At 25.1% G+C, this 17,872-nt stretch carries 20 protein-coding genes; 4 read left to right on the forward strand and 16 right to left on the reverse strand.

Annotation, left to right across the window (positions count from 1 at the left end):
• Positions 1-9: 9 nt before the first annotated feature.
• The 8 genes from AAHN02_RS06190 to AAHN02_RS06225 form a co-directional block, all read right to left on the reverse strand.
• Positions 10-240, reverse strand: a complete 231-nt coding sequence (locus tag AAHN02_RS06190; RefSeq protein WP_338968159.1) for a hypothetical protein — start codon at positions 238-240, stop codon at positions 10-12.
• Between the two features lie 3 nt (positions 241-243).
• Positions 244-405, reverse strand: coding sequence for a hypothetical protein (locus AAHN02_RS06195; RefSeq protein WP_342277701.1), 162 nt, complete (start codon positions 403-405; stop codon positions 244-246).
• Positions 405-626 (reverse strand): hypothetical protein, encoded by a 222-nt coding sequence (locus tag AAHN02_RS06200; protein ID WP_342277702.1) that lies wholly within the window; start codon positions 624-626, stop codon positions 405-407. Before AAHN02_RS06200 ends, AAHN02_RS06195 begins: the two co-directional genes overlap by 1 nt.
• A 2-nt stretch (positions 627-628) precedes the next feature.
• On the reverse strand, positions 629-967 hold the full coding sequence (locus AAHN02_RS06205; protein ID WP_342277703.1) for a hypothetical protein: 339 nt from the start codon (positions 965-967) through the stop codon (positions 629-631).
• A gap of 566 nt (positions 968-1,533) precedes the next feature.
• Positions 1,534-1,797 carry an HPr family phosphocarrier protein gene (locus AAHN02_RS06210; RefSeq protein ID WP_342277704.1) on the reverse strand — a complete coding sequence of 88 codons (264 nt, stop codon included), beginning with the start codon at positions 1,795-1,797 and terminating at the stop codon, positions 1,534-1,536.
• A gap of 91 nt (positions 1,798-1,888) precedes the next feature.
• Positions 1,889-4,030, reverse strand: coding sequence for an ATP-dependent helicase (locus AAHN02_RS06215; RefSeq protein ID WP_342277705.1), 2,142 nt, complete (start codon positions 4,028-4,030; stop codon positions 1,889-1,891).
• 12 nt (positions 4,031-4,042) lie between these two features.
• Complete coding sequence (locus tag AAHN02_RS06220) at positions 4,043-4,822, reverse strand: RDD family protein (RefSeq protein ID WP_342277706.1); 780 nt, start codon at positions 4,820-4,822, stop codon at positions 4,043-4,045.
• Positions 4,792-5,739, reverse strand: a complete 948-nt coding sequence (locus AAHN02_RS06225; protein WP_342277707.1) for a glycosyltransferase family 2 protein — start codon at positions 5,737-5,739, stop codon at positions 4,792-4,794. Before AAHN02_RS06225 ends, AAHN02_RS06220 begins: the two co-directional genes overlap by 31 nt.
• A gap of 260 nt (positions 5,740-5,999) precedes the next feature.
• On the opposite strand from AAHN02_RS06225, the gene AAHN02_RS06230 reads away from it, so the two are divergent.
• Positions 6,000-6,935, forward strand: coding sequence for an alpha/beta hydrolase (locus AAHN02_RS06230; protein ID WP_342277708.1), 936 nt, complete (start codon positions 6,000-6,002; stop codon positions 6,933-6,935).
• Positions 6,936-6,967: 32 nt separating this feature from the next.
• Here AAHN02_RS06230 and asnS read toward each other — a convergent pair whose 3' ends face one another.
• The 3 genes from asnS to AAHN02_RS06245 all read right to left on the reverse strand — a co-directional run bounded on the left by asnS (position 6,968) and on the right by AAHN02_RS06245 (position 9,396).
• Positions 6,968-8,323 carry an asparagine--tRNA ligase gene (gene asnS / locus AAHN02_RS06235; protein ID WP_342277709.1) on the reverse strand — a complete coding sequence of 452 codons (1,356 nt, stop codon included), beginning with the start codon at positions 8,321-8,323 and terminating at the stop codon, positions 6,968-6,970.
• A gap of 128 nt (positions 8,324-8,451) precedes the next feature.
• Entirely contained in the window at positions 8,452-9,201 is a 750-nt protein-coding gene (locus AAHN02_RS06240; RefSeq protein WP_342278192.1) for an IS30 family transposase, read from the reverse strand.
• Positions 9,202-9,396, reverse strand: a complete 195-nt coding sequence (locus AAHN02_RS06245) for a helix-turn-helix domain-containing protein (protein ID WP_342277710.1) — start codon at positions 9,394-9,396, stop codon at positions 9,202-9,204.
• 171 nt (positions 9,397-9,567) lie between these two features.
• On the opposite strand from AAHN02_RS06245, the gene AAHN02_RS06455 reads away from it, so the two are divergent.
• From AAHN02_RS06455 to AAHN02_RS06255, 3 genes are read left to right on the forward strand one after another with little or no spacing between them, the layout of a single operon-like run.
• Positions 9,568-9,867: a hypothetical protein gene (locus AAHN02_RS06455; protein WP_425289516.1), complete on the forward strand. Its 300-nt coding sequence runs from the start codon at positions 9,568-9,570 to the stop codon at positions 9,865-9,867.
• A 10-nt stretch (positions 9,868-9,877) separates the two neighbouring features.
• Positions 9,878-10,846 carry a tRNA (adenosine(37)-N6)-threonylcarbamoyltransferase complex transferase subunit TsaD gene (gene tsaD, locus AAHN02_RS06250; protein WP_342189956.1) on the forward strand — a complete coding sequence of 323 codons (969 nt, stop codon included), beginning with the start codon at positions 9,878-9,880 and terminating at the stop codon, positions 10,844-10,846.
• A 54-nt stretch (positions 10,847-10,900) separates the two neighbouring features.
• Positions 10,901-11,845: an IS30 family transposase gene (locus AAHN02_RS06255; RefSeq protein ID WP_342277711.1), complete on the forward strand. Its 945-nt coding sequence runs from the start codon at positions 10,901-10,903 to the stop codon at positions 11,843-11,845.
• A gap of 29 nt (positions 11,846-11,874) precedes the next feature.
• On the opposite strand, the gene AAHN02_RS06260 is transcribed toward AAHN02_RS06255, so the two are convergent.
• The 5 genes from AAHN02_RS06260 to AAHN02_RS06280 all read right to left on the reverse strand — a co-directional run bounded on the left by AAHN02_RS06260 (position 11,875) and on the right by AAHN02_RS06280 (position 17,656).
• Positions 11,875-12,699 carry a hypothetical protein gene (locus tag AAHN02_RS06260; RefSeq protein WP_342277712.1) on the reverse strand — a complete coding sequence of 275 codons (825 nt, stop codon included), beginning with the start codon at positions 12,697-12,699 and terminating at the stop codon, positions 11,875-11,877.
• 41 nt (positions 12,700-12,740) lie between these two features.
• Positions 12,741-13,466 (reverse strand): purine-nucleoside phosphorylase, encoded by a 726-nt coding sequence (gene deoD, locus AAHN02_RS06265; RefSeq protein WP_342263304.1) that lies wholly within the window; start codon positions 13,464-13,466, stop codon positions 12,741-12,743.
• 90 nt (positions 13,467-13,556) lie between these two features.
• A complete protein-coding gene (locus AAHN02_RS06270; RefSeq protein WP_342277713.1) occupies positions 13,557-14,489 on the reverse strand; it encodes an ABC transporter permease in 933 nt (310 codons plus the stop codon).
• Positions 14,482-16,167, reverse strand: a complete 1,686-nt coding sequence (locus AAHN02_RS06275; protein ID WP_342277714.1) for an ABC transporter permease — start codon at positions 16,165-16,167, stop codon at positions 14,482-14,484. Before AAHN02_RS06275 ends, AAHN02_RS06270 begins: the two co-directional genes overlap by 8 nt.
• Positions 16,160-17,656 (reverse strand): ABC transporter ATP-binding protein, encoded by a 1,497-nt coding sequence (locus tag AAHN02_RS06280; RefSeq protein ID WP_425289517.1) that lies wholly within the window; start codon positions 17,654-17,656, stop codon positions 16,160-16,162. Before AAHN02_RS06280 ends, AAHN02_RS06275 begins: the two co-directional genes overlap by 8 nt.
• Positions 17,657-17,872: the final 216 nt, after the last annotated feature.

The raw sequence follows: 17,872 nt of genomic DNA on the forward strand, positions 1-17,872 counted from the left end.
ATTTTGTTTCTATCTAAATACTGATATGGTTTTCCAAAGTAGCATTAGAATAAATCACACCATAATTGCTGTTAAGAATCAAAAAGCAATGTTTGCTATTAAAAGTCAAAGTGTTTCTTTGGTTAAATCAATTTCTTTACCACCACTAATATGAGCCGGGATAGTTGTGATTTGAATAAATAAATCTCAGAAAGTTTGTTTAATTTGTTCTCAATTAAATTCTTTTAAGTTTATTGTCATTTTTTATTTCCCAAAAATCATTTTTATTGGTAAATACATAATTGAAATTAAGGCGAAAATAAAAGTAATGATAATAATTAATCCGGCAATAAATGCAACTTGTGCAGGCATTTTTTCTATCGGAACAAACAGTTTTAAGAACTCCATAATAATTTCTCAAAACATTATTTTTTGTGCTCGTTATTTTCTTTTGAATTAGGAGCTTTAACTCATTCTTCAAAGCGAGCAATGAACACTTTCTCGTCTTTTGTGAAATTACCAGTATTATTTTTAATGGCATTTTTATATTTAATTCTAATTTTTATTTTGGCATAAATTTTATAAGCAAAATATGCCGACAGCATTATGCTGATAATAATAAATATTAGTCCAATTGCAATATTCATTTTTAAACTCCTTTAAAATAGTTATAATTCATATCTTTTTTATTATTTTCTTTTTCAGCAATGAAGAAACTTAATAATTCTTGGCCTTTAATTAACTTGGTTTCTTGTTCTTGTTGATTAATTGATTGATTAATTGAAATTACTTGATATTTACTATCTTTTATTATTCCAATGCAAATTGAATTTTCGTATTTTCCTTTATAAACAAATCGCTTTGGAAACCAAATGCCGATTTGTTCATTAAATCATGGAATTTTTGGTGCTTTAATAAGCATTGCGTTTTGTGTTTCTTTTAAAAGATATTTCTTAGTATTTAAGAAAATGTTTTCAATGTTTTTCATAGTAAGTTACCTTTCTTATAGATAAACTAAGTTATATTAACTAAGTTAGTTAACTTAGTTTTTTAAACACTTATATATCGCAGATTTAAGTGTTTAACAAGCTTTGTTATTAAATTTTGTTTTTTAATTAGATAAAGATTTTAATAATTTTAAACTTAGCATACCCCTATATAGAAATTTCTACACTTTAATATCCGCATCCTACCCTTGGAACTAATTTAATAGCGTGTATATTTTTAGGAAATCCACCCATTCATTTTTTTATTGCAAAATGAAACAAATTGCTATAGCTAATAGGGTGTTATCTATCAACTGGTAAACTTCTTTCGGTTATGGCGACCACCCACAATTTATCGTGCTTTAATACATACCAACATTATTAATTCACTTGTATTTAATTTTCAAAGAACAAAATTTTAACACCTCATAAAATAAAAAGACAATCACTGCTGACTGTCTTAATACTTATTCAAATATTTTCCTACCTAACAAAACTTTATGCGCCCTTGCAATCTTAAAAAAAACAAAATAAAAATACGAAATTATTCGTATTTTTAAATTTTATATTAAACCAATTTATTATCCTTCATTGCTTTTTTAATGCCCACAATTGCAACATCAGCATCTTTACCAATTGCTTCAATTTCTACTTCTGTTCCGGTTTTAACTCCTAAAGCCATAATATTCATAATTGACTTTAAATTTCCTTCACGACCATTAACTTTAATTTTAATAGTAGAACTATATTTTGAAGCCTCTTTAACAACAATCGCAGCCGGTCGCGCATGCATTCCAATTGGATCAGTAATTTTAGCTTTAAATGATGACATTTTTATTTCTCCTTTAATTTTTTACATCAATAAATAATAATTAATAAATGTAAGTTACTACTAACATAAACAGCAATTAAAAACTAGATATTTAATCTTCACTCAAAACCTTCTTTAATAACGGGTGATTAGATCGTAAAACTTTAATCCCACTATTAAAAGCAACTTCAACATTAGAATTTAAAATATTAGTTACAATCCCTTTACCAAAAGTAGAATGTTGAATAACATCACCAGTTTTTCATTGCGATTTTTTTGCTGGTGTTAAAGAAATATTTTTCGGTATTGTTCAACTTAATGACCGCTTAGTATCTTCTAATTGTTCATCGCTTTTAAGTTCTAATAAACTAGGATTAATTTCAATAACAAATCTTGAAGGTAAGCGGTAATTATTAGTTACATAAGAAAACCCTTCACTATAACTTAAAAATAATCCTTTTCTTGCTCTTGTAATCGCAACATATAAAACTCTTCGTTCTTCTTCAATAGCAGAAATTCCTTCTTCAATACTTAAAGTATTAGGAAAAATGCCTTCATTTAAACCAATAATAAATACAAAATCATATTCCAAACCTTTAGCATTATGACTCGTCATCAAACTAACTCTATCTTGATTAGCAGAATTTTCATCTTGATCAACATATAAACTAACTTCTTGTAAATAATGTTGTAATAATTCCATTCCTTGTAATGAATCCACATTTTGCAAATCATAATTTTCCATATGATTAAATAATTCTTTAACATTTTCTAAGCGTTCTTCCTCAAAACCATCTGCTAATTGCTGTAAGTAATTACCGTTATTTAAAAAATCTTGACTGAATAAAGTCATCTTTTCATATGATTTTAGTTTCTCTTTTCAAACTTTTAAATATGTAACTAATTCAATTATTAATGGTTTTAAACTAGCAACATTTACCATTAAATATTTTAAAAGCGATTGATGATTATTTTGTGATTGTTCAATTAAATTATTAATTGTTGTCATCCCCACACCTTTAATCAAATTCAAAACTCTTACTGTTGATAATTGATCACCATAAACTAAAGTTTTTAAGTAAGCTAAAACATCCTTAATTTCTTTTCTTTCAAAAAACTTAAAACCACCATAAATACGATAATTAATATGATTATTAATTAATGCTTCTTCTAAATCACGAGAAAGATAATTAGCACGATAAAGAATTAAAATATTATTTAATAAAATTTTTTTCTCAACTAACTTTTTAATTTCTTTTGCCACCCAGTTAGTTTCACGAATACTAGTATTGCCATGATATAATTTTGTCTTACTACCATAGTCATTCATCGTAAATAAATCTTTAGCAATTCGTGAATGATTATAACTAATAAGAATATTTGCCACATTTAAAATATTTTGTGTTGAACGATAATTTTGATTAAGAATAAAAGTCTTCCCATTAGGAAAATAATTATCAAAATCTAAAATTAATCTTGCTTTTGCCCCGCGAAAAGAATAAATTGTTTGATCTGGATCACCAACAACAGTAATATTTTGATGGATTTTTACTAAATAATTAATTAATTCAAACTGTAATTCATTAGTATCTTGAAATTCATCAACTAAAACATACGAAAATCGTTTTTGTCACTTTTGTAATACTTCTGCATGATGTGAAAATAATTCTAAAGTTAAAGTTAATAAATCATCAAAATCAACCATATTATTCTTAGGCAAATTTTGTAAATAAATCTTATAAATTTCTAATCATTGTTGCTTATGTTCATGATAAAAATCACTATTAATAATATCACTATATGATAATTGATGATTTTTTCAATAAGAAATCATACTACTAACTTTCTTAATTTCATTACTATCAAAATTATATTGCTTATTTTTAATAATATCTTTTAAAATATTAATTTTATCAACAGTATCAATAATAATAAAATCTTTTGTATATCCCAAAACCACAATATCATTTCTTAAAACTCGAACACAAAAGGCATGATATGTATGAACTCATGTATATTTAGATTGATCACCAACCAATTCATTTAATCGACTTTTCATTTCATTAGCTGCCTTATTAGTAAAAGTTACGGCTAAAATTTGATTACTACTAATGGCCAAATTATGAATCAAATGAGCAATTTTATAAAAAATAACTCTTGTTTTGCCACTTCCCGCACCAGCTATAATTCTATTAGCACCTTCACTACTTAAAACTGCTAATTTTTGTTCTTCATTTAAATGGTTTATATTCATCTTCTACTCCTTTTATAACTCTTCAATTGCTTTTAATTCTTTACTATCAATAGTTCCCGGTAAAGACTCTTGTAAATGAATATGAATTTTATTATCTTGTAATTTTTCTTTTTTTTGCTTTTTCTCTTGATGATACCGAACATTAACAATATAAATGTGTAAATAGCGATCAAAGAATAATTGATTTTTAACATCAAACTTATAAAGTAACATTAATGAACCATATCATAATAAATAAAATAATCCCATTAATCTTAATGTAATTGTTACAGCTAACGGTAAAGAATGTTGTGGTTTAGTAATTACAAAAATGTTTTGATAATTAAAAATAAAAATTGGATATTTAAAAACTAAGCTAACAAATAAATTACTAATAATCAAAATTACTCACGGAATAATTGTAATAAACAATTCCCGATATAATAAATCTCAAATCCGAATCTTATTTTGACCTTCTTTGATTAATTTAAAACAAAAAATAAATTTTGCTATTGTTCTACCTTGACAAAAATATGGCATCATAACAAAATAAGACATTAATAATGAAAATGCACTAAAATGATTAATAATTGCTTTTTGTCAGTCATTAAGATATTGATTTTGATAAATTCCCCAAGTAATAATAAAAATAATCATACTGATAATTATATAATCAATCACTCTAGCAAAAATTACTTTTCAAAGTTTTACTAAAAAATATGGCGTTTTTTTTCTTATAGTGTCATTATCACTACTAATAGTTTTAATTTTCATAATATCCATTAAACAAAATTCTTTAAATATTTTTTTCAATCTTTGGCAACATCTTTATTGAACAAATCGTTTGGTACTAAATTGAGATATTGATTTTTTTCTCAGTGAGGAAATCTTTTCGTAACTTTATTTGTAACTTCTTGAATAGCTTTTTTAACTAATACTTTATTTCCTGTTGGAGCAATAACTTTTAAAAATGTATAGTAATGAAAGCGAACAAATGCATATTCTAATTCTTCAATTAACTCTCTTGCTAAGTTTATTTGCTTATAATAGTTATAAATATGAACTCATTGCTTTAAAAAATCAAAACTATTAAAATTCAAGAATGGCTCAATTTCAATATCTACTAATATTTTAGTGCTCGTATATAAAGTTTCAATTCACGGTAATATTTTATAAATAAATAGTAAATCAAAACGATTAGAACGCCGAAAAGTAATTTTATGACTAGTAATAATCTTTTTTTTAAATAACTTATTAAATAATGAATGATGAATTAAAGCAAAGACTTCCCGATTTAAAAGAGGATGATACAAATTATTATTTTTTAATCTTCGTGAAGAAATATGATGATAAACATTAGAATATTGAACCATAAATTCAATTAAATCAGGTTCATCATTATTATTAATTTCTTGGATAATATTTTCCATAAAATTATTTATTAATTTATATCCTGGTTGTAAAAATAAAACATAACTTCCTTTAGCATTACTTAATGCTAAATTTCAAGCATTAGCGGTTTCAATTTCCTTTCAGCTACTAATAACTTTAATAATATCACTATGTTCTTGAAAAAATTTAGTAATATATTCTAGAGTATCATCTTTTGCTTTATCATCCACAATAATAATTTCATAATCTTTACCCTTTTGTTTTAAAATACTATTTAATGTTACTTCTAACTTATTATTATCATTAGAACTAGTTAAAATAAAACTGATTGTCACCATTACCACTCCCTCAATATAGTAATTATACCATTTGCCTTTATATATTACCTAATTAATTTATTATCATATAATATTAATAAAATGATAAAATAAATATATTACTAAAACATGAGGTTAAAATTATGGAAATTACGCAAATTAAAAATCCCCTACCAAGAAAGTTTAAACGACTATCATTTTTTAGTTTAATTATCATTATTTTAACTTTCCCTATTTTAATATGATATCTATTATATATATGTTGTAAAAATTTTTATGTTATGCCTCGTTTCACCAATACATTTCATCGATTTGGTAAATATGACCCCTTATATCATGGCATTGAAAAATATAGTTTAGCTGTTTTAACTACTGATAGTATTATTAAAAACAATTCTTTAATTGCTTTCAGCACAAAAGAAAAAAATAATCTCAAATTTCAAGAACATGAAATTATTAATGGTAATACTATTCTTAGCAGTTTAATTTTAATTAATCCTAATAATAAAAATAACAAATGAATTATTGCCATGCACGGATGAACAGAAAACAAATTTTTAGCTTTAAGAATGACAAGACATTTTTATAATGAAGGATACAATATTGTATCATTTGATGCACGCAACCACGGTAAATCTAGTACTAAAACTATTGGATTTGGTTTTTTTGAAAAACATGATCTAGCAATGGTAATAAAATATTTACATAAGAACTTTATTGTCCAATCAATTGGTTTAATTGGTAATTCAATGGGTGGAAGTACTATTATTGAATTCATTAAAGAATACAGTGAAAAAATTAAAGAATTAAAAGTATCTTGAGCAATTAGTGATTGTGCTTATAGTAGTTTTATTGAACAACTACGATGGATGAGTATGACAATTTTTAAAAAACATTGATTTTGAACAATATCAGTAATGCGATTATCATTACGATTAGTTAATGAACTAAAAGTTAAAAAATTAGTTCCTAAAAATAATTTAAAAAAATGTGCTACTATCCCATTACTAATTATTCATGGTGAAAAAGATAATTTTGTTCCATTATATATGGCTTATGATATTTATCATCATAAAATTCGTGATGAAGAAAAACAAATTAGTGAACTATTAATTATAAAAGATGCTGGGCATGTACAATCAATTACAACTGATTATGACCTTTATACAAGTAAAACTTTATTATTTGCTAAAACACATGAAGAAATTACTAATTAAAAAGATAAAGTTTGTTAAAACTTTATCTTTTTTTAAAATTCTAAACTATTAGGTACTCGTGGGAATGGTAAAACATCACGAATATTTGTCACTCCTGTCAAATACATAATTAATCGTTCTAATCCTAAACCAAAACCACCACTTGGAGCATACCCATACTGTCTTAAATTTAAATATCATTGAAAATCCTTAATATCTAAATTAGCCATTTGCATTTTTGATAATAATTTTTCATAATTATCTTCCCTTTGACTACCACCAATTAATTCGCCAATTCCAGGGACTAATAAATCCATTGCTTGAACAGTTTTATTATCCTCATTAGTTTTCATATAAAATGCTTTAATAATTTGTGGATAATTAATAATAAATGTTGGCTTATTAGTTAATTGTTCACATAAATATCTTTCATGTTCAGTTTGTAAATCCATTCCTCAATGAATATCTTGATTTTCAAAACGGTCTTTAACTTTAATTAATTCCATAATCGCATCATCATAAGTCATAACTACAAATTTAACAGTTACTACTGTCTTTAGTTTATCTAATAAATTATTATCAACATTATCATTTAGAAACTTTAATTCTTTTTTATTATTTTCTAAAATATAATTAATAATATATTTAATTACTTCTTCTCCTAATTTAATATTTTCTTCTAACGAACTATATGCCACCTCTGGTTCTACCATTCAAAATTCAGCTACATGCCGAGAAGTATGAGACTTCTCGGCTCGAAAAGTTGGTCCAAAAGTATAAACACGATTAAATGCTTGTGTATATGCTTCAGCATTTAACTGTCCAGAAACAGTTAACTTAGCCTTTTTAGAAAAGAAATCTTGTTGATAATTATTATCTTCACGAGTTGTCACAATAAATGCTTCACCTGCACCTTCAGCATCATTACTAGTAATAATTGGTGAATGCAAATATAAAAAGTCATTTCTTTGAAAAAAGCAATGAATCGCATAACTAACACTACTTCTAATCTTAAAAATAACTCAAAACTTATTAGTTCGAGCTCGTAAATGAGCAATTTCTCGTAAATATTCATTAGAATGTTCTTTTTTTTGTAATGGATATTGTTCCACAGCATTATTATATATTTTTATATTTGTTGCTTTAATTTCAAACAATTCCTTACCTTTATCTGGCAAAACTAATACTCCTGTTACTGCAATTGAAGAACCTGTTCGCAAACTTTTAATTTCATTAAAAGTTTTAATTTCTTGATTATAAATAACTTGAATACTATCCAAATAACTACCATCATTTAAACTAATAAAACCTACTTTACCAGAATCACGATTAGTTCGTACTCAACCTTTTAAAGTAATTTCTTGACCAACAATGGCTTTATATGTTTCATAAAGTTTTTTAATTAACATTAATATTTTCCCTCTTTTCAAAATGAATAAGATTTTTTTAATTATAACACATATAATTTTATATAATGCTGAATTATACTTGTAAGTGCAAGTAAATAAAAATTGCCAAATTGTAAAGTTAAATGCAACTAAATTATTTTTCTAACCAAATATTCGATTGGCGAAAGATAATTTAGTATTTTTCTTGGTCTTTGGTTTAAAGACAATATAAATTTATGAACTGCATTTTTAGTAGTGTTTGAAAAATTAAATTTTTTAGGAAATTTTTCTCTAATTAAACCATTAGTATTTTCATTAGTACCTCTTTGTCAAGGTGAATATGCATCAGCAAAATAAATTTTCACATTTAAATTTTTTTCAAGTTGTTGTCAATTAGCAAATTCTTTACCCCTATCAAATGTTATAGTCTTAACAAGATTATTTGGAAGAATTGATAAATAATGACTAATATTTTTGTTAATAACTTTAGTAGTTCTATTTTCAACTAATATTGCTAAAGTAAATCTTGATGTTCTTTCAACTAAAGTTATTAAACATGATTTACTTTTACCTCGTGATGATACTACAGTATCACCTTCTCAATGGCCAAGAGTTATGCGATTATTAACATTTCGTTCTTTAATGGATTTACCATTAAATTTACCCCGATTTTCTTGAGATTTTCGTTTCTTACCTTTTCTTCTTAAATTTTTACTAGTACCCTTTTCAAGTAATCCAGAATAAATTCAATTGTAAATTGTTTTAAAACTAATAATTCATTCTTGATGAAAATTTTTAATTCTGCCATAAATTTGTTCAGGCGATCAACCTAATAATAATTTTTGTTGTACATATTTTACTAATTCTCTATTTTTAAATTTATGAAAATAAACATGTAATTATTTTCTATTTTCTGCTTTATTTTGTGCAATTAATGAAAAATAATGATTATTATCTTTATTTCTATTAACTTCTCGATTAATAGTACTAATACTTCGATTAAGATTTTTAGCTATTTCACTAATTTTTACTTTAAATTTCAATTGATTCTCAATATAAATTCTTTCATCTATGCCTAGATGTTTGTATCCCATATAAAAACTCCTTAAATTTACTTTTTCTAAAATAAACTTAGCATCATGAAATTTTTATATGAAATCTTTTGCAATTTTATTTACTTGCACTTACAAGTATAATTCAGCAATAATAAAAATATTTTAAATACTATTTTAATTGGTGGTCGCTATTTAGCTGAAAGTAAAGTTTTAGTAGGAAGCCATAGCTTAGCAAATTTAGAAAATGTCAAATTCAGTAAATGCATTCTTAATATTAAGAATATTTCTAATACTTATGATTTATATGCTAAAAATGAAGAAGAAGCACAACTGAAACAAAAAGTATTAAGTGCTTCTAATACTAAAATTATTATTGCTGAAAATGATAGTATTAACACAATTGGTTTTATTAAATACGCCAATTTAAAGGAATGTGATATATTTATTACAAACAATAAATCATTACCCAATATTAACGAAATAGGTAACTCAATTATTGTTATTAATTAAGGAGAAAAATATGACCATCTTAGCTATTGAAACAAGTTGTGATGAAACAGCAATAGCAATATATAAAGATAAAAAAGTTAAAAGCAATATTATTTTTTCACAAATAGCTAATCATCAACAATATGGTGGGGTTGTTCCTGAAATTGCTTCAAGACTTCATATTTCTAAAATTAGTTATGTTTTAAAAGAAGCCATTAAACAAGCACAAATCCAATATCATGATATTGACTACATCGGTTATACTGACCATCCGGGATTAAGTGGTTCACTTCATATCGGTAAAGTTTGCGCTCAAACAATATCATTAATGTTAAAAAAACCACTTATTGCTTGTAATCATATTGAAGGTCATATTTATAGCGCTGCCATTAATAATGAATTTAAGTTTCCCTTAATAACCTTAGTAGTATCCGGTGGCCACACGCAATTAGTTTTAATGAAAAAACATCTTGATTTTCATATTTTAGGAGAAACTTATGATGATGCTGTCGGTGAAGCTTATGATAAAGTAGCAAGATTATTAGAACTTGAATATCCAGGTGGACCAATAATTGATAAAATAGCAAAAAAAGGACAAAATATTTTTGAACTGCCATTAGGAAAAAATGATAACAGTTTTGACTTTTCATTTAGTGGTTTAAAATCTGCAGTAGCAAATTTAATTAAAAAATTAAATGTTCGCCAATTAGAATTTAGAAAAGAAGATATTGCTTGTTCTTTTCAAGAACAAGCAACTAATATTTTAATTAAAAAATTAACAATGGCAATGAAAAAATATCATCCAAAAATGATAACAGTAGTCGGTGGCGTTGCTGCTAACAGTGTTTTACGAACTAAGGTTGAAAACTTAGCAACAAAAAATACCACAGTTATTATTCCTAATAATGAATACTGTACTGATAATGCTGCGATGATTGCAAGATTAACTTGACAAATAATTAATAATCGCTTAAAAGAAACTTCTAAAAAGAAAAAATAAAAATTTCATGATGCTAAGTTTATTTTAGAAAAAGTAAATTTAAGGAGTTTTTATATGGGATACAAACATCTTGGCATAGATGAAAGAATTTATATTGAGAATCAATTGAAATTTAAAGTAAAAATTAGTGAAATAGCTAAAAATCTTAATCGAAGTATTAGTACTATTAATCGAGAAGTTAATAGAAATAAAGATAATAATCATTATTTTTCATTAATTGCACAAAATAAAGCAGAAAATAGAAAACAATTACATGTTTATTTTCATAAATTTAAAAATAGAGAATTAGTAAAATATGTACAACAAAAATTATTATTAGGTTGATCGCCTGAACAAATTTATGGCAGAATTAAAAATTTTCATCAAGAATGAATTATTAGTTTTAAAACAATTTACAATTGAATTTATTCTGGATTACTTGAAAAGGTTACTAGTAAAAATTTAAGAAGAAAAGGTAAGAAACGAAAATCTCAAGAAAATCGGGGTAAATTTAATGGTAAATCCATTAAAGAACGAAATATTAATCATCGCATAACTCTTGGCCATTGAGAAGGTGATACTGTAGTATCATCACGAGGTAAAAGTAAATCATGTTTAATAACTTTAGTTGAAAGAACATCAAAATTTACTTTAGCAATATTAGTTGAAAATAGAACTACTAAAGTTATTAACAAAAATATTAGTCATTATTTATCAATTCTTCCAAATAATCTTGTTAAGACTATAACATTTGATAGGAGTAAAGAATTTGCTAATTGACAACAACTTGAAAAAAATTTAAATGTGAAAATTTATTTTGCTGATGCATATTCACCTTGACAAAGAGGTACTAATAAAAATACTAATGGTTTAATTAGAGAAAAATTTCCTAAAAAATTTAATTTTTCAAACACTACTAAAAATGCAGTTCATAAATTTATATTGTCTTTAAACCTAAGACCAAGAAAAATACTAAATTATCTTTCGCCAATCGAATATTTGGTTAGAAAAATAATTTAGTTGCACTTAACTTTACAATTTGGCATCTATTAACCTGAACTTACATACAACGAACACGGATTATCACGAATAATCTTTTTCATTATTTGATAAAGCGCTTCCATATCATGATTTATAAAAAGACTTGTAAGATTTTTAGCGCTAGTTTTTGTTTTTTTAACAATTTCTAATTCATTTAATACTTTTTGATTAATAATTTCATTATCTTTCAAAGCAAAATTAATACTACCATCCTCAATATAAAAATCAATAATATTTTTTAATCGCCCTAAGCAAGCAATAATATCTTGCCCAATTCGTAATAACTGATAATGCTTCTTATAACTATTAGCCTGTTCACAAACTTGATTAGCAATTTCCTTTTCTGTTGTACTACTAAAAATATCATTTAAAATTAAAAAATCTATTTTTCTTTTTTTTCGTAAAGCAATTAAAAATTCAAGCAAAATTTGTTGCTTTTTTTCACTTAATACTTTTCATAAATTACTATCAATTGAAGTTTGTTCATCAATACGATGACAATGATATACCGTATTAATTAATTTATATTTATAAAATCCCATTTCACAACTAACAACCTTATAATTTTCATTATGAAATTTATCTTTTAAAATATATTTATGAACTAAAATTCAATCACACTTTTTTAACTTTTTAATAAAATTAAAAGTAAATTCATTTAAAGCAATAGTTAAATAAGATTCATCATTAATTTTATGTTCTGAAATATAAAGTCATTTAATTTTATGCAAAGTTTGTTTATCTATTGTTTTAACAAAAGGCTTAACAACTTGATCAATAGAAACATTGGTTTTAACTAAAATTAAAAAACTATCAATACTATTTTTATCCATTAGTTTGAGAAACCCCTCTTTATAAAAATTTCCCTTTTTCTTTAAACATCTTGTTTATAAAAATTAACTGCTGTTTTTAAAGCTAACATCATCATCTTATCAAATGATTGTTCGCGCTCTTCACTCGTAGTAGCCTCTTTTGTTACTAACGAATCAGATACAGTTAAAATACATCCTGCTTGCTTATTTAACACTTTTGCATTAGCAAATAACGCAAAAGTTTCCATTTCTACAGCAATAGTTTGTTTTTCACTTAAAAATCTTTTATATTCTTCAAAATTTTTACGATAAAAAACATCAGAACAATGTACCCTTCCAGATATGATGTTAATATTTTTATCACTTGCTGTTTTTTTAATTAATTCATAAATATTAGGATTGGCTTCAATAATATCACCATTTGTTGCACCAACAATTTTAGCATAATTATTTTCACCATACACCGAACTTACATTAATAACATCATACAGTTTTAACTTTTCGTCATATGCACCTGCACTTCCAATTCTAATAATTACATCTACATCATAAAATTTAAATAATTCATATGAGTAAATGCCAATTGAAGGACAACCCATACCACTACCAGCAATAGTTATTCTTTTCCCTTGATATATTCCTGTATACATTAACATATTACGAACACTATTTACTAATTGCACATCTTGCAAATAATTTGTTGCAATATATTTTGCTCTAATTGGATCTCCGGGCATTAAAACTATTGGGGCAATGTCCTCTTTTTTAGCACTAATATGTGGTGTCATTCTTTTACTCCTCTTTATATTTTAATATTGTTATTATACCACTTTTTAATATTAATAATTACTTATCAAAGACTAACAACTTATCAAAGACTAACAACTACCCACTGAATAATTTATTCCCAAAGCACTTGGTGCACCCGTAATTTTTTTATTATAAATAAACCGAAAAATTAATAATGATACTAATGGTGACAAGTAAATTAATGATTTTAACAATTGGGGATTAATATGTTTAGTAATATCAGGAACAGCAGCAGCCTCATATGTTAACTGAATTACATATCCTAAAATAAATGAACTTAATATAATAAACCATCCATTTCAGCGGGCCAGAATCATAATCGCAATAGCAATAAAACCATAGCCCCCTGCTGTTGGCATAAAAATATTTTGGGTTATCACATATAATAAACCACTTAATCCAGCTAAAGCTCCCGAAATTGTAATCGCAACAAATTTATAACGAATAACATTAATCCCAACAGATTCACTAGCTCAAGGATTTTCGCCAACTGATTTTAAACGCAACCCAAACTTACTAAAAACTAATAAACAAATAATAGCAATTACAATAATTAAAATAATAAACGGATAAAAAATTAAACTATCTATTTTTCAAGGAATATATTGAATATTACTTGAAATATTAGCACGATTATTTAATAATGTTGCTCCCATCGCGGCAATGGCAGAGCCAGCAACATTAACAACTGTCCCAGAAATAATATGATTAATTTTAAATTTTAATACCATTAGTGAATGAAGCAACGATATTATCATTCCAAAAAGAATGCCAACAATAATTGCTATTACTGCTAAATGATGATTATTTAAATTATTAACATCATAATGACGATAAGTAACTAATGAATAACCAAAACCAGCAAATACCATCTGTCCTTCCAAACCAATATTAATTACACCTGCTCGCTCAGAAATTAAAGCAGCAATAGCAGTAATCATAAAAATACTAATTAAAGGTAGTCCACTTATTAAAGAAGTTCCAAAAACTGAATTAAGCATCTTTCTTTACCTCTTTCGTTATTTCTTCAATTAAAGTCTTCTTACTAATAAATTGCGATGCATTTCTTAATTGTGATTTTGTCAGTTTTTGCAATTGTAATTTATAATATCATCTTTGAAACAATGAAAGATTAGAATCATTAATTATTTTATTTAAGTCTAAGATCTTTTTTTCTTTTGCTTCATAACTGTTTTCATATTCATCAATTACTAATGTCATATTATTATTATGCAATTTTAAAATTAGTTTTTGTTTAATTAAAATAATTTTTTTTGTTAAACCGATAATTTTATTTTCTTTACTATTCAACTTTTTAATTTTTATTTTGTCTTCTTTAAAAAATTGCTTTGCAAAATTAATTTTTTGTTCTGATATTTCTTCATATTCTTTTCAATATTCAATAATATTCATTTCTTTATTAACATTAATTAATAACTTTTGCGATAAATATAATGCATGATTTCTCATAAAAATAAGTTTTAATCAATTTCTAGTATGAGCTTCAAAATATTCATAATAAATATCAATTTTATTTAAAAGATAATAAATTTTAAGTTGAATAAAATCTTTAAATCGTAAAAACTTTAAATACCACCTATTAATTCCATGATAACTATACGGCAATCTCAGTTGTCTTGTAGCCATTAATTGTAAATATCACTTTGTTATTTTTGATTTTGGTTTAACTAAAAAATATGTTCCTAAAGCAATTGATAATAAGGCAATAGCAATAATCGTCTCAACAATTTCTTTATTACCTGACATAACAACTTTTTGAGCATACACAGCACTAACAAATAATGCTGAGAAAATAATACCAATAAAACTATTATTTGCTAATAATGCCACAGTAATACCATCAAAACCAATATTTAATGGAATAGATTGTACCGGTAAAAACCGTACCATCCCATAATAATAAACAAAACCAGCAATTCCAGCAACACACGAAGAAATTAACATTGTATAAATTACAATTTTATTATATTTAACGCCAGCATACTTTGTAGCCAAAGGCTTACTACCACTAATTTTAATTTTATATCCTAAACTAGTAAATTTAAAAATAAATCAAAAACCAGCAATTAAAATTATTGTAATAAAAATCCCTATATTAAAAGGCGAAGTAACAATTTCCTTTAAATTTAAATTTATTAATAAATGATTAGGAAAACCAATTGATGCACCATTAGTTTCAAGAGCAGGCCCACTTTCTAAAACAAATTGATAAAAATATAAGGCCGCTCAATTTAGCATTATCGTTGCAACAACTTCATGAATATTAGCATAAACTTTTAATACTGCCGTAAGTAATCCTAGTGCCATTGCTGATAATATACAAATTATAAAGACAAAGAAAGGATTTAAAGCATCAGCATTCCCTCAACTCAAAGCAATATAAGACATCATCCCAGCAAACATCATTTGTCCTGAAACACCAATATTAAATATTCCACCTCTAAATCCAATTGCAACAGCAATTCCTACTAAGCCATAAACAGAAAAATATCCTAAAAAATCTAAAAATGCATTTTTACTACGAAAATTACCTCATAGTAAATCACCAATTTTATATTTTGCTAATGGATCATTACTAATTAATAAAAGAAATAATCCAATAATAAAAGCTACTACAATTGATAATATGGGAAAAAATATTTTTTTATATTTACTCATCTTTAAAATTCACCCCCGCCATCATTAAACCTAATTTCTCTTTAGTAACATTATTCGCTTTAACTTCACCCATATTTTTACCATTATTAATAGTAATAATCCGATCAGATAAATTTATTACTTCATCTAATTCATATGAAATTAAAAGCACAGCATTACCTTGATCTCTTTGTTTTAATAACGATTCATAAATATATTCAATAGCACCCACATCTAATCCTCGTGTTGGTTGTTCAGCAATAATTAACTTCGGACTTTCTGATAGTTCTCGCCCAATAATTACTTTTTGTTGATTACCACCAGATAACTCTTTAGCCGTATTTTGAACACTTTTAGCGCCACGAACATCAAAGTTATTAATTATTTCTTGCGTTTTCTCTTTAATTTTAGGAAGATTTAATAATCCATAATTAGTATATTTACGATTAAATTGATCACGCAACGAAATATTTTCTCATAAACTCATATCTAAAACTAAACCTTGCTTTTGACGATCAGCAGGAATATGATGAATTCCTAAATTATATGTATCTTTAGTATCTAATCGTAATAAATTATACTCTCATGGTATTTTCTGACCAACTTTAATATTACTATCTTTTAATATTGCTTCTTTTTCTTTAATTTGTTTTAACTTATTAGTAACCTTATTAACAACATCTAATTCATCAAATAACATTACTTCACCACTAACCGGATTTAAATGACGACAAATAATATTAACAATATCTTCTTGACCATTGCCTTCAATCCCAGCAATACCCAAAATTTCACCACGATTAATTGTTAAACTAAAATTTTTTAATATATTAACCTTAGCTTTACTTAAAGTATTAATATTTTTAAGAACTAATAACTTTTCGCCTAATTTAAGAGGTTTTTTCTTTAAAGAAAAACTTATTTTTCTTCCGACCATTTTCTCAGCTAATTTATCAACTGATGTTTTTTTAACATTAACCGTATCAATATACTCACCTTGTCTAATTATTGTACAACGATCAGCAATTGCTTTAATTTCATTTAATTTATGAGTAATAATAAGAATCGCTTTACCTTGCGATTTAAATTCTAAAAGCATTTTCATCAAATCATCTATTTCCTGAGGTGTTAAAACTGCTGTCGGTTCATCTAAAATTAATATTTTGGCATCACGATATAACACTTTTAAAATTTCTACTTTTTGTTGGTCATAAATAGAAATATTATTAACTTTTTCTTTTAAATTAATTTTAAAATTCATTTTCTCACAAATTTGTTCAATTCTTTTATTAGCTTCACGAGAATTTAATCAAAATCTTGTTTGTCATTTTCTTTTCATCCGATGTAAAAAGCTACGATAAAAATTCATTCTTTTTTTAAGTTGATTAATTTTACTACAGATAATTGTTTCTGTATCAGCATTATTTTCAACACGATTATTATATTTATTTTTTAAAGCAATAATAATATCAGTTAATTTATATTCCAATTTTTCTAATTTATAAGCCATCGTTTTATTAAATAAATTAAATTTTTCAAGAAGTTCTTGATATTTATGTTCTAAATCTTTAACTTGCTGAGCATTAAGTTTCTTATTTTGTTCTTTATGATGTCAATCATTAATTTTTTTTATTTTTTTTACAACTTTAAAATCTATTTTTTTAGCTTTATGGAAAATTTTTGCTTCACATTTATGTTTCTTATAATTAAAAAAATCACCTTTAAT

Origin of the sequence: Spiroplasma endosymbiont of Nephrotoma flavescens, from assembly GCF_964030835.1 — a bacterium.
In the GTDB taxonomy this organism is placed as follows: Bacteria; Bacillota_I; Bacilli_A; order Mycoplasmatales; family Nriv7; genus Nriv7.